Annotated in this window: 10 protein-coding genes; 5 read left to right on the top strand and 5 right to left on the bottom strand. The window is 53.2% G+C overall.

Going from position 1 to position 13126, the window contains the following annotated elements; translation table 11 throughout:
* Positions 1–24: 24 nt before the first annotated feature.
* Positions 25–2709, top strand: a complete 2685-nt coding sequence (fdhF, locus tag HPY58_11905; GenBank protein ID NPV30324.1) for a formate dehydrogenase subunit alpha — start codon at positions 25–27, stop codon at positions 2707–2709.
* Between the two features lie 803 nt (positions 2710–3512).
* Here the strand turns inward: fdhF and rlmD are convergent.
* A complete protein-coding gene (gene rlmD / locus HPY58_11900) occupies positions 3513–4817 on the bottom strand; it encodes a 23S rRNA (uracil(1939)-C(5))-methyltransferase RlmD (protein NPV30323.1) in 1305 nt (434 codons plus the stop codon).
* Positions 4818–5380: 563 nt separating this feature from the next.
* Here rlmD and HPY58_11895 point away from each other — a divergent pair.
* The 4 genes from HPY58_11895 to HPY58_11880 all read left to right on the top strand — a co-directional run bounded on the left by HPY58_11895 (position 5381) and on the right by HPY58_11880 (position 8006).
* Positions 5381–5608 carry a hypothetical protein gene (locus HPY58_11895; protein NPV30322.1) on the top strand — a complete coding sequence of 76 codons (228 nt, stop codon included), beginning with the start codon at positions 5381–5383 and terminating at the stop codon, positions 5606–5608.
* Between the two features lie 449 nt (positions 5609–6057).
* Positions 6058–6402 carry a PadR family transcriptional regulator gene (locus tag HPY58_11890; protein ID NPV30321.1) on the top strand — a complete coding sequence of 115 codons (345 nt, stop codon included), beginning with the start codon at positions 6058–6060 and terminating at the stop codon, positions 6400–6402.
* Positions 6403–6468: 66 nt separating this feature from the next.
* The gene (locus HPY58_11885) at positions 6469–7215 is read left to right on the top strand and encodes a radical SAM protein (GenBank protein NPV30320.1); all 747 of its coding nucleotides are present in this window, start codon (positions 6469–6471) and stop codon (positions 7213–7215) included.
* Between the two features lie 215 nt (positions 7216–7430).
* On the top strand, positions 7431–8006 hold the full coding sequence (locus tag HPY58_11880) for a hypothetical protein (GenBank protein NPV30319.1): 576 nt from the start codon (positions 7431–7433) through the stop codon (positions 8004–8006).
* A gap of 276 nt (positions 8007–8282) precedes the next feature.
* Here the strand turns inward: HPY58_11880 and HPY58_11875 are convergent, their stop codons facing one another.
* The 4 genes from HPY58_11875 to HPY58_11860 form a co-directional block, all read right to left on the bottom strand.
* Positions 8283–9056: a P-loop NTPase gene (locus HPY58_11875; GenBank protein ID NPV30318.1), complete on the bottom strand. Its 774-nt coding sequence runs from the start codon at positions 9054–9056 to the stop codon at positions 8283–8285.
* On the bottom strand, positions 9053–10324 hold the full coding sequence (locus HPY58_11870) for a hypothetical protein (GenBank protein NPV30317.1): 1272 nt from the start codon (positions 10322–10324) through the stop codon (positions 9053–9055). Before HPY58_11870 ends, HPY58_11875 begins: the two co-directional genes overlap by 4 nt.
* The gene (locus tag HPY58_11865) at positions 10315–11664 is read right to left on the bottom strand and encodes a hypothetical protein (GenBank protein NPV30316.1); all 1350 of its coding nucleotides are present in this window, start codon (positions 11662–11664) and stop codon (positions 10315–10317) included. The genes HPY58_11870 and HPY58_11865 overlap by 10 nt, the downstream gene beginning before the upstream one ends.
* Before the next feature lie 427 nt (positions 11665–12091).
* The gene (locus tag HPY58_11860; GenBank protein ID NPV30315.1) at positions 12092–13126 is read right to left on the bottom strand and encodes a methyltransferase domain-containing protein; all 1035 of its coding nucleotides are present in this window, start codon (positions 13124–13126) and stop codon (positions 12092–12094) included.

Genomic DNA, 13126 nt, shown 5'->3' with positions numbered 1-13126 from the left:
TAGGGGAAAAGGAGTGAGAGAAAAGTGGCTCTTGTAACCGTCACCATTGATGGCCAGACGGTGCAGGTTCCGGAAGGCACTTCAGTCCTGGATGCAGCCCGGTCGATCGGGATCAAAATTCCCGCCCTGTGCCATGATCCGGACCTGACCCCTGTCGGGGCGTGCCGTCTCTGTGTTGTAGAAATAGATGGAATGCGCAACCTCCCCGCTTCCTGTGTCACGATCTGCACCGAGGGGATGGTGGTCCGCACCAATACCCCGGCCCTGATCGAAGCGCGGCGCACCATTCTCGAACTGCTTATTGCCAACCACCCCCTCGATTGTTTAACCTGCGAAAAAAGCGGCGCCTGTTTGCTCCAGCAGTACTGCTACGAATATGGAGTAACCTCTGCTCCCTATCAAGGCGAAAAGCACAACTACCCGATCGATGACAGCAATCCCTTCTACCTGCGGGACATGAACAAGTGCATTGTCTGCGGGCGCTGCATCCGTGCCTGCGAGGAAATCGTCGGCCGGAGTGTCCTCGATTTTGCCTACCGGGGCTTCCGGACCAAGGTGGGGCCCTTCATGGATACCCCCATTGGAGAGTCGGAATGCGTTTACTGCGGCAGCTGCGTTGCAGTCTGTCCGGTCGGAGCGCTGACGGAGAAAGACATGGTGGGGAAAGGGCGCAAGTGGGAAGTAACCAGGGTGAAGACGGTCTGCCCGTACTGCGGCACCGGCTGCACCATTGACCTCAACGTCAAGGACGGCAGGGTGATCGGTGTTACCGGCAACCCGGACGGAGAAGTCAACGGCCGCTTCCTCTGCGTCAAAGGGCGCTTCGGCTACCAGTTTATCCACAGCGAAGACCGCTTGAAAACTCCGCTGATTAAGAAGAACGGCGAGTTCCAGGAGGCCACCTGGGACGAGGCTTTGAGCCTTATTGCTGCGAAGCTGAAAGAGGTCAGGGAAAAATACGGCCCCGACTCCCTTGGCGTCCTCAGCTCGGCCCGCTGCACCAACGAGGAGAACTACCTTTTGAGCAAATTTGCCCGCGCGGTGCTCGGCACTAACAACATCGACCACTGCGCCCGCCTCTGACACGCTCCCACTGTCGCTGGTCTAGCGGCAGCATTCGGGAGCGGTGCCATGACCAACTCCATTGAGGAGATTGCCGGGGCGGATTTCATCCTTGCCTGCGGGACCAACACCGTGGAGTGCCATCCCGTCATCGGGTATAAGGTGAACCAGGCCCTGCGCAGGGGCGCGCAGCTTGTGGTCGTCGACCCGCGGAAAACCGAGCTTGCGCAGATGGCAAACGAGCACCTCCAGCTGAAGCCGGGAACGGATATTGCCTTGTTCAACGGGCTGGTCAATGTGATCATCAGCGAAGGGCTCTGGAACAAGGAGTTTGTTGAGTCCCGGACGGAAAACTTCGAGGCTCTAAAGGAAACGGTCGCAAAATATACTCCTGAACACGTTGCAGAGATTACGGGAGTTCCTGCGGAAAAGATCAGGGAAGTGGCGCGCGCCTACGCCAGAGCAGAAAAGGCAACCATTCTCTACACGATGGGTGTAACGCAGCACACGCACGGCACGCACAACGTTTTCTCCGTTGCCAACCTCGCCATGCTCTGCGGCCAGATCGGGCGGGAGTCCACCGGGGTCAACCCCCTGCGCGGCCAGAACAACGTCCAGGGTGCCTGTGACATGGGGGCGCTGCCCAACGTTTTGACGGGCTACCAGAGCGTGACCGATGCGGGAGTCCGGGAGAAATTCGGCCAGGCCTGGAACTGCACCATCCCCGAGAAACCCGGGCTCACTGTTGGTGAAATGATGACGGCTGCTGCACATGGAGACATCAAGGCGATGTTCATCATGGGAGAAAACCCGGTGGTGAGCGACCCGGACGCCGACCATGTGGTGGAAGCCCTGGAAAAGCTTGAGTTTCTCGCGGTGCAGGACATCTTCCTGACCGAAACAGCCCGGTACGCCGACGTAGTGCTTCCTGCCGCCTGCTTTGCGGAGAAGGACGGCACCTTCACCAACACCGAGCGGCGCGTCCAGCGGGTGCGCAAGGCCGTCGAGCCGCCCGGACAGGCCCTGGCTGACTGGGAGATTCTCTGCCGCCTGGCAACCTTGATGGGCTACCCGATGCACTACTCTTCTCCGTCTGAGATCATGGACGAAATCGCCCGGCTGACCCCGTCTTACGGTGGCATCTCCTATGCCCGCCTTGAAGAGAAGGGGATCCAGTGGCCGTGCCCCAGCGCGGACCATCCGGGAACTCCGTACCTGCACAAAGACAGGTTCGCACGCGGGCTCGGGAAGTTTCATCCGGTTGAGCACGTGCCGCCTGATGAACTGCCCGACGCTGATTATCCCTTTATCCTGAGCACCGGACGCCGCCTCTACCACTACCACACCGGCACCATGACCCGCAAGGGGATGCTCCAGGAGTTCTACCCGGCGGAGTACCTGGAAATCAGCTGCAGCGATGCGGAACGGCTCGGAATCAGCGATGGGGACAAGGTCAGGGTTGCCTCCCGGCGCGGTGCCATCGAAATCACGGCAAAGGTCACGGATATTGTGCCGCCAGGTGTTGTTTTCACCTCCTTCCACTTCGCCGAGGCGCCCATCAACAAGCTGACCAACCCGAAGCTCGATGCCATCGCGAAAATACCGGAGCTTAAAGTCTGCGCCGTTAAGGTGGAGAAGATTGCCTGATCCCCTTGACAATTAAATAATTTTCGATTTATGCTCCGAGCCTTTCTGCCTAAGGCAAATCGCTAGGGCAGGAGGCCGTCAGGCCAAGTCTGGAAAGGGATTGCCTCCTGGGGTTGAAGAGGAACTGTTGACCTGTTGATGAAAGGCCAGGTTCCCGCAAGTCAAGGGGACCTGGCCTTGATTTTTGTTAGGCCCTGTTTCCGGGAAGCGGCAAGTTTGGACTCCTCCAGCCCCGGCTGTAATTTTTATCGCTGAAATTCAAAGAACGGTCCGTTAAGCGTGGCAGCAAATTTCGACACTTTTTGTGCAAATCCTGGCTTATAATCCAGATGATAAAGGCATTGCAACGAGGTAGGTGATCTTTGTGGAGAGGATTCTCAAGCGAATCAATTACTTGAATGCGAACCAGCGTTTTTGCATACAGCGATTAAAAAATGAATGCCAGTGATTTATAAAATAAAGTAACGCTTTTCCCAGGTGGTCTGGTTTTGTGGTTGCAGCCTGCCTTCTTGGTATTTTAGTTGCAGTTATTTGTTGGCAGTGGAAGCTGAAAATGCGTAAAGTATCATTGATAGAGAAGGAGATTTCCAAAAGATAATATTTGAAGACGGAGTTGCTTATGGTTTAATGCCCAGATATTTATCGCATCCCTATCCGCGAGTAAGAAATTTCAAATTTGGAAGGTTGCCACATGAGGTTCAAGGGGATGGACTAAACCAAACACTTGCGGAATCCGAAAGTTTGATTTTTTAGCTGGATCTCTTCATTGAGATACCGGAAGCTGTCGGAGTTTGGTCGAACGGTTACGTTTCCCTCGCAAGCAGTGCTACGGATTCGATGTGGCTGGTTTGGGGGAACAGGTCCAGGGGCTGCACCTTTAGGGTCTGGTACCTTTTGCCGAGAAGGGAGAGGTCCCGCGCCAGGGTGGCCGGGTTGCAGGAAACGTAGACGATCCTTTCCGGGGCGAGTTCGCCGATTTCTTTCAGGGCCCTCCCGGAGCAGCCGCCGCGGGGAGGATCCAGGATTGCCGTGTGGGGGGCGACCCCTTTTTTCTTCAGCAAGGGGAGGACATCTTCCACCCTGCCGCAAATGAACTTTGCGTTTTCGATCTTGTTGATTTGGGCGTTGGCGCAGGCTGCTGCCGCTGCGTCCCTGTTTTCTTCGATCCCGTATACCTGCCCGTACATCGGGGCCAGGGCAAGGGAAAAGAGCCCCACTCCGCAGTAGAGGTCGAGGAGGACCCCTCCCGGCCTGGGCTCGCAGAAGGATTTCACCGTCTCCACCAGGGTCACCGTTTGCAGGGGGTTGTTCTGGAAAAAGGCAGAGGCGGGGACGCGCAGTCGAAGCCCTGAGACCACCTCTGTGTAGTAGTCCCGGCCAAAGAAAACCGCCCGCGTGCGGGGAGTCTGCCCGAGCAGCCCCACGAGGGCCGGGAAGGCGGCGGTTATCTCCTCTAGTCCCGGGAATTCGGTCTGGGGAGGAAGCTCCTCCAGGTGAAAAAGAACCAGGAGTTCCCCGGTGGCATAACCTTTCCGCAACACCACTTCTTTCAAACCTTTTCCCAGGGTATCGCCCCGGTGATTCAGGAGCTCCGAAAGGGCCTTCAGGAGCAGGGAGCAGTCAGAGGGGAGGAGCAGGCAGTCTGCGATTTCCTCCACCACATGAGTCTTGCCTTGGTAGTAACCGAGGGCCGTTTTATTGGTCTTCCGGCTGACGTGAAGGCGCGCCGTATGGCGGTAGCGCCAGGGGTGCTCCATTCCGCGCGCAGGGTTGACAGGGGGATTTTCCAGGCCGCCGATTCTCCGGAGCGCTGCCGCGACTCGCTTCCGTTTGAAGTAAAGCTGTTCTTCGTAATCCATATGCTGCAGCTGGCAGCCGCCGCAGTCCGGGTAGCTGGGGCAGGGCGGAGAAACGCGCCACGGGGCCGGCGCGAGGATCTCCACCATTTCGCCCTGCAGATAGTCTCTCTTTTCCTGGACGATCCTGAACCTCACCGTTTCCCCGCGCAGCGCATGGTGAACAAAGACGGTTTTTCCGTCAAGCTTTCCCACCCCTGCTCCGTTGTGGCTGTAGTCGTAGATCTGAGTGATCCAGGTAGACTCGCTCATCGGTAATTCCACCTTCCGGATAATTCTGCGCCTGACTGCTTTTTGTACTCACCCCGGTGCCTTCGCTTCTTTCACCAATATATGACTTGTCGCTCCATCCATCCGGCTCATCCTGCCTGAGCATTTTTATTTCATTATTTATTTATTGTACCCTGGAAAATCCGGGTTTGTAATATTCAAGTTTGCTGTCTGCTCTAGGGCTAAATGGCGTGCCATGCGATCCCTGCTCCCAGATGGCCATTCCGTCTGTGAGACCGACAAAAGTATGGCAGTTATCGAGGCGTGGTCCACCGGGCTTTCCGCTGGAGCTCGAGGGCCACGCCATCGGCCTCGATGCAAATTCATATCCGTATTCAGCCTGGCTGAATGTTCAGATAGAGATTATAAAAAGATGCTGGTGATCGAGATGGAAGTGGATTATTGCGAAGACTAAAAAGATTTGTTGCACCAGGAGGTAATAGAAAGCCTGTCGGAACTTGCAGGCCGACTGACTGATTGATTCGGCAATAGAACCTTGACATATAACATATATGGCAGCTACATTTTACTCGAGGTGATCAGGAATGAGAAAGACAATGATTTATTTAGAAGAGGACCAGTTTCTTATGCTGAAAAAAGTGGCGGCTTCCTCAAGAAAAAAAGTCTCCGAAATCATCCGCGAAGCTCTGACAGCCTACCTTAAAGAAAAAGGGAAGGTTGACTACTTTTCCTTTGTGGGCATCGCCGAAGGGCCCAAAAACGGAAGAACATCGGAGGATGCCGAAGATATCCTCAGGGAGGCTCTGCGTTGATTTTCGTAGATACCGGGGCGTTTTACGCCTTGATTGACAGGAACGACGTGAACCATAGCCGGGCCAGGGAGTTTTATAGAAGCGTAGCAGGACAGGAAATCCTTTGCACCTCTCTACCCGTTCTTGCTTAAACACTTCTCTATTTACAGGCCACAGTTCACCGACAGCCTGGATTTGATTCCATAGTGATCCGGGCGGCTCCCCTTACCCTCGGCCGGGTAGCTGGACGCTCCCGAAGTGATGGGGGAACTCGGCCAGTTCGACCTCCCAGAAAATGCTTGACTTTAATCGAGAAGTTGATCTATGATTAAACTGCAATTATATGCAAAAAGCAAATAAGGATAAGGAGGAAACCAAAAATGTGTATGCAAAAACCCCATCACGGGTGCGGACATGGACACCCCGGGCACGGACATGAGGAGTGCGGCTGCCCGAGTCCGCCTGGGGAGATGATGTGGGGGCGCCAGGAAAACCTGATCCAGCCTGCTTTGCTGCTGCTTCTCTGCGAGAAGAGCGCTCACGGCTACGAGCTTCACGAGCGGCTGACCGGCTTCGGATTTGATTTCAGCATTGATCCCACTACCGTTTACCGGTATCTCAGGCGCTTTGAGGAGCAGGGGTTTGCGACCTCTCACTGGGAGACTCAGGACGCGGGACCGGCTCGCCGCCTCTACGAGATCACTCCTGAAGGCAGGGGATGCCTCCAGGCCTGGGTGTCCATCTTGCGGAAGCGCCGGGATCTCCTGAATTTCCTTTTGGCCCGCGCCGACGACATTTTCGATGTAGGACGATGATTACCGCTGGTTAAGGTCTACGTAAGAGAGTGCCGGAGCGCCCTGAACCGCTCCGGGATCCCGGGGATGGATTACTGCCTCAATCCTTACACCGGCTGCGAGCACGGTTGTGTTTACTGCTACGCCAGCTTCATGAAGCGCTTCTGCGGCATCGAGGAGAAGTGGGGGTCCTTCGTCCAGGTGAAAATCAACTTTGCGGCCCGGCTCGCGGCCCAGCTGCGGCACTGCCGGCCGGGCCGGGTGATGCTTTCCAGCGTCACCGACCCCTACCAGCCCCTGGAACGCCAGTACCGCCTGACCCGCTCCTGCCTGGAGCTTCTGGCGCAGTCGAATTTTCAAGTTTCTATTTTAACAAAATCCGATCTCGTCCTGCGGGATCTGGACGTGCTGAAAAAAATCCCGGAGGTTGAGGTGGGTTTTACCATCACCACGGCAGACCGGGATGCCGCGCGGTTCCTGGAGCCCCGCGCCCCCTCCCCGGACCGCCGGTTCGAAGCACTGGCTCGGCTTGCGGAGGCGGGAATCTGGACGTGGGTTTTTATTGCCCCGGTTGTGCCCGGCCTGGGGGATACCGAGGCAAACCTTACCGCCATTCTTGAAAAAGCCAGGCGCGCCGGGGTGCGGGAGGTGGATTACGATCCCCTGAACTTCTACTCCACCTCCGTTGCGAACTTAAAATCCCTTTTCCGCAGGTGCTGGCCCCGGCTTCTTCCCGTTTTCCAGGCGGCCTGCGAGGATCAGACCGGCTACCGGGCACGCCTTTCCAGCCTCGCGCGCGAACTCTGGCCACTTTACGGTTATGCCGTCACCTGACTAATGGTTCATTTTGATGCATTTGTTTTCCCCGGGAATCTCAAGCGGAAATATGAAAAGTCGCTAAGCTTTTCCATGGGATGACTTTGGTGTCGCTGGCCAGGAAGCATCGGAAGGTTCTGCCAACATCTCCTCCAGAAATATACTTTCCGGAAAAAGGTAATCAGCGATTGAACGGCGAATAATAAAAGAGTTCCTTCACAGAGCATGAAAGGATGATTGATATGGAAAAAATGTTGAAAGAAATTTTGGGAAAGTTAGATAATCTTCAAGGCGAACTGACTGAATTTAAACAACAAACCAGTCAACGCTTTGACAAGATCGAAACGAACCAAACCAAAGCCGATCAACGCCTTGACGGAATCGAAACCCGACAGCTCGAAATAAGCTCCCGCCTCAACAGAATCGAAACCCAGCAAACAGAAATGAATTCCCGCCTTGACAGAATCGAAACACAGCAATCCGAAATGAATTCCCGCCTCGACGGAATCGAAACCCGGCAATCTGAAATGGACTCCCGCCTCGACAGAATCGAAACCCAGCAAACAGAAATGAGTTCCCGCCTTGATAGAATCGAAACACAGCAATCAGAAAACACCCAGCTAATCCGGGCATTAATACACGCCAGCGAAGTCCACAAGGCCGATATTGATAACCTCACTCACCAGGTAGCCCACTTATCCCAGGAAATGAAGGCCGGGTTTAAGGAATTAACCGAAGTCAGCAAATCGCTACTGGAAATGTACGGGGAACACGAAGCTGAGATAAGGACAATCAAACGCCGGTTTTAACCCCGTGGCGTTCGAAAAAGCAGGCTTAAACCTGCCAGCGGGCCACAAAATGATTTCTTTCCACTCCTTTTAAGTCAGGCCTTTTCTCGCAGATGTTGCTTGCCTTTGACCAGTATGGATAAAATTTGCAAAGGGTGTTGCGGATTCTCGCAAACTTTTTCTACCGGTCCTATTTCAACAATGCCTCCGGCATACATGACAACTACATGACCGTTTCAGCCGGGGCTCCCTTTAAAGGCAACTGCTCTTCCGCTTCCACTGGATAGTGGCTACCCCTTATACATTTATGTCGTCGAAGGCCGTCCTGCCCCCTGCTATTATTTCAGCCAACCTGTGGTAGATCCCGGCCAGAGGAGAATCCGGTGCCCCCTCCACCACCGTTACATTCCTTTCCTCACATAACTGCACGGTAGAATCGCGGGGGATTTCAATTATCACCCTCGTACCCATCTCCTCAGCCGCAGCCTTTACCAGGGCGGCCTCATTTGGCACACCCCTGGCATTGAGAATGATACCCTTCAGCCGGGCATAACCGCGGCCCTTGAACTGTTCAACTGCCCGGGCAATGTTCCGGGCGGCAAACAGTGACATCTTTTCTCCTGAGGTTACAATGTAGATCTCTTCGGCGTACCCTTTACGAAGCGGCATGGCAAAACCACCGCAGACTACATCGCCGAGTACATCGTAAAAAACTATATCTGGTCGGTAAACTTCAAAGGCCTTTAAAGATTCCAGAGTTTCAAAGGCAGCGATGATGCCCCTGCCGGCGCAGCCCACCCCAGGGGTTGGCCCGCCGGATTCGGCACACAAAACCCCACCGAAACCCGTGAAGACGATATCCTCCAACCGGACGCCATTCTTCTTTTCCCTTTGCACATCCAGTATTGTGGGGATCTCCCGGCCGCCCATAAGCGTCCTGGTGGAATCTGCCTTGGGATCGCAGCCGATCTGCATCACTCTATAGCCCTGCCTGGCCAGGGCCGCGGACACGTTAGCTGTAGTAGTGGACTTGCCAATGCCGCCTTTGCCGTAAATAGCTATCTTTCTCAAAACTGCAGCACCTCCCGGTGACGGTTGAGCGAGTTAATCAGGGTCTGGGTGAGGTAAAGGTTCCCCCTGAAGCCAATAAAGGGAGTGCCGTCGTAAAGATAGAGGTAATCGTATGCAGGTATAGCAGCGTGGATTTGAATGGGCACCTCCGGTGCCAGCTGAAAATCATAGGAATTTCCAAAAAGAATATGCGGCTTGATTTCTGCCGTGGCTGCCTTGAATTCTCCGGGCTCAGGAGTGATGAGGACCTTTGGTACTCCTAACGCGGTGAACATTTCCTTTGTTTTAGGATTTTCCGATGCTGTTGGCAAGGTCACCATTGCTACCTCAAGGCCCCATTCTTCCCGGACAAACCGGGCTAAACCCAGAGCATAGTCATAAGGACAGGAGATAACTACCTTCAGGTGTTCATAACGCTGCCACCAGGAGGTCAGCTCGGCCAGTGTATAGCCGTATTTATTCAGTTCAGCCGCAATTTCTTTTTGCTCTATGGTAAGGCCAAGCTTCTGGGCTACCTGTTCCAGCCAGGCAACGGTACCTTTCGACCCAAAGGGAAGGCCGTAGTGATAGGGGATACCAAAGCGCTCTTCCAGCAGTTCAGCGGCTTCCAATCCAATATCTCTGGTAACTACATTGAGAGCAGCAGAAGGAAGGCTTTTTATCTGCTGAACATCCGTATTAGTGGTAAACACTGTGCTGACCTCTAAGTTGAGCAGTCCAAGCAACCTTTTAAGTTCCGCATAATCTGAGGGATGATTGAAGGTATCAATGGTGGGACCGATAATATTGACGGCCCGGGTATTCTTCTCTGCCGGTTCAATTACCACCTCATTAACCAGAACGCGAAAAACTTCTTTGATTCCTTGCGTATAATCACCGCGAAAGCCTCCGCCCGGGAAAGCCAGTAATTTTGCATTTACCTCAGGCTGCAGTTCCTCGATTATACCATACAGGTCCAGGCCAATTACCGAGGTTACGGCGGTAGCCACTAAGGAAATTATGTCCGGTTTATACAGCTCATCCAGTTCTCTGGCGGCCTGAATTATTTTATCTTCGCGGCCCATAACTACATCGTCCTCATCCAGGCCGGTGGTAAAAATAATCCCTTTGGGAGACTGTTTATTCATTACCCCGAAGCTAACGGTGTTGTAGAAGGCCGTTCCGGTAGCCCCGTGCTCCAGGATTAACGCGTTTTTAATCCCTGCCAGAGCCCACAACACTCCAAAATAATCCGAAGGAACAGGGGCACTTTTCAATACTAAATCCATATTGACATTTCCTCCGCATTCTTGATGATTTGTTCTTTGTAATGCAGGATCTCTGAACCGGACGGCTCCTGGTTCAGCAGGCGCAGTACCTGCTTAGTACCGGCAAACCCCGGCGTATGGTAGGCAAACAGTAAATTGCGCGCCTCGATGCCCAACCTAGCCAGCACCCTGCGGTCACCGTAACCGATATAATAATCGGGCTTCAACTCGGCCAGGAGCTTTTCACTCTGCAGGGCATTACCGCTCTTCACCACAAGGGGATCAACGCCTGTGGAAAGAAGGTCCTGAATATCCTTATGGTCGCCTGGAAGAATACGGTTCAAGCAAATTAAAACCGGCTTCATGCCCAGGGTAACCAGGAACCTGGCCAGGTCGAAGGTTCTCCCCTGCTGGATATCGAGAGCAAAAGTTTTGCCGGCCAACCTGCCTTCAAATCGCAGAATAGTTTCCTCTGTTTGCTTTTTCAGCGCAGCTATTTCCTGGGTGAGGTCAATGCGCAGCACTTCGGCAATCTGCCAGTACCAGAACTCAACTGAATCTAGAGCATAAGGCCGCTCGCAGTAAATATACTCCGTACCGAACATTTCCTTCATTTTTTGAGCAAGAGGCAAAGCATAGTGTTCCAGAACGATGTTTAACCGGGCCCCTGGAGCACGGGCAATTTCAGCCGGGGTACTGTAAGAGGGTATCACGTTCTTGATTTTGATTCCCTTGCTTTCCAATAGTCGAACCGGCTCTGTTTTTCTTCCTCCAGGTGCACGTAGACCCAAAAGGTTAACTGATTTCTCTTCGACAGCCTGAGGCTGCATCAAATCGGCAAGAGCAAGAAAAGTTCGCTCTATTCCCGGTGCCATATCTTCACAAGTAAAGTTATCGGTATGAATTACCAGCAGTTTCGCCCTTACTTCCGGGCGGATTTCTTCAATGGCTGCATCGAAGTCCTCGCCGATGATTTCCTGTGTGCAGGTAGTAACGACAAACAAAACCTCAGGCTGGTATTTCCTGTCCACCTCAATCACAGCCTGCTTAACTTTTTCATGGGCACCGAAAATGATGTCTTCCTGGGAAAATGGAAGAAGCAGCAAGTTATCCGGGCGGGGATCTGATGTCAAAGCCCTGAGACTAATGGTCAGCTTGGCATTATACAAACAGATGGCCGGCCCTAACAGCAAGGCGTAGCTATTGGTGATCAATGGAACCATTCCAGCTACTCCAAAAAAAGCACAGTGAAAGCCGGGATACTGGGCGTAAGCCGTCGGGGACAGAACGGTGTCTTCTGTAATTTCGCTTAAGCGCAGGTATTTCCCGGGCAGGGATAATTTTTCCGGTAATACCTTCATTTTTTTCCTCCAGTCAAAGAAAAATGACACACATGGTCTTCATTTCTTCGCCGCGGCGGCTAAGAGTAACCATCTACAAACAGGACTTGACAGGAGCCGCTTTTTTGCTTTTGCAGCAGGGCAGAAGGTGGCTTTGTCTGGCCAGACCGCTTCCCTGCCAGAAGCGTTCCCGTATCTTACGTCCAGAGCCCCCCGTGTGCATCAAGTTTTAGCAGGTGTTTCTGCGAAAAGGTGCTGGCTCTCATTCTGGAAGTCTCTCGTGGGACTAACCTTAAAATGGCAGAAGGAAATCGAAGATGGAGACCTCGCTCCTCCTTCCTTTCAATGGTGAGCTAATTTTTTGTGAGCGAGGCCTCCTTTGCTGGCACCTGCTGAAATTTTACACAGCCAGTCATGTGCTCTCTACCATCTGAACTGCTTCCTCGCTCTATAATCCGCTACTTGCCCCTGATGCATCGGTCCCTTCTTTCCTGGCTATAAACAACGTGGAGTCTCCAACAGGAGTGGAACCCTCGATTTGATAACCTATATTAGTAAGTATTTCTTTCATCTCTTGTAAACTGTAGAAGTGCCCCCAATCCAGGGCGGCAAGAACTGCCCGCTTCGGTCTGGTTCGGGTGTCATCAAGGAGCCAGTGCTTGGTAAAGAGGTAGCTACCTGGCTTTAGCGCCCGGTAGACCTTTGTCCAAACTTTCTCTGCTTGCGCAGGCACAGTATAGAGAATATCAAAGGCCAGAACGATGTCCTGCTCCGCAGGAAGCTCGTCTTTATAAAAGTCGCCTCCCACGAAGACAACCTCCGTATTGTACTGGCGGGAATACTCTTGAGTTACCTGCTCTACGTGGGGAAGATCGAAGACTATTGCCTCCAATTCTGGCTTAAGTTGCTTCAGGGCAATAGCATAAAGGCCATGCCCTCCACCCAGGTCCAAAAGCCGCTGCGCTGACTGAAAGGAACTGTGATTGGCAATTGCTAAAATGGTTTCTTTAAATCCTTTATGCCCCAGCGCGGCCTGCGCCATCGCCCGGATGAAGGAGGGGTTAAACACTTCATCAGGTTTCTCATTTCGTTCCACTTCCTCTCCTTTTAACCAATCGATGACGTTTTCCCATCGGCGGCGCCGGTCGGGAGAAAGCTGAAGATCGAGCAGATCACCCTGATAAAATTTGCTTCGGGAGGAAAGAAATGTTTGAGCAACTTCAGAATTGGTATAGGTATACCCTCTTTTCTCAACAAGCCCCAGAGCCACCAGCGCATCTAACACCAAAACGACGCGTTCGGGAACACCTCCAATTTCCCGAGCCACTGTTTCAGCGTTTTTTGGCCCATCAGCCAGAGCGTCAAATACCCTTGTTTTAAAAGCCTGATACAGAAGTAAAGACTCCTGATATCCCCTGGCCATTTCCACCAGAGGGTTTCCATCTACCGGTGGCTCAAAATTGCGCAACTTTTCCTCAAGCAC

The organism is Bacillota bacterium (assembly GCA_013177945.1).
Classification (GTDB): Bacteria; Bacillota; DSM-12270; order Thermacetogeniales; family Thermacetogeniaceae; genus Ch130.
Note: the sequence above shows the minus strand (reverse complement) of the source record. Positions and strands in the feature narration are given on the sequence as shown.

Bases quoted from the DNA above. Each gene is read 5' to 3' on its own strand.
- HPY58_11895 (NPV30322.1), top strand. From the start codon at position 5,381: ATGAGAAAGACAATGATTTATTTAGAAGAGGACCAGTTTCTTATGCTG.
- HPY58_11885 (NPV30320.1), top strand. From the start codon at position 6,469: ATGGATTACTGCCTCAATCCTTACACCGGCTGCGAGCACGGTTGTGTT.
- HPY58_11890 (NPV30321.1), top strand. From the start codon at position 6,058: ATGATGTGGGGGCGCCAGGAAAACCTGATCCAGCCTGCTTTGCTGCTG.
- HPY58_11880 (NPV30319.1), top strand. From the start codon at position 7,431: ATGATTGATATGGAAAAAATGTTGAAAGAAATTTTGGGAAAGTTAGAT.
- HPY58_11870 (NPV30317.1), bottom strand. From the start codon at position 10,324: ATGGATTTAGTATTGAAAAGTGCCCCTGTTCCTTCGGATTATTTTGGA.
- HPY58_11865 (NPV30316.1), bottom strand. From the start codon at position 11,664: ATGAAGGTATTACCGGAAAAATTATCCCTGCCCGGGAAATACCTGCGC.
- rlmD (NPV30323.1), bottom strand. From the start codon at position 4,817: ATGAGCGAGTCTACCTGGATCACTCAGATCTACGACTACAGCCACAAC.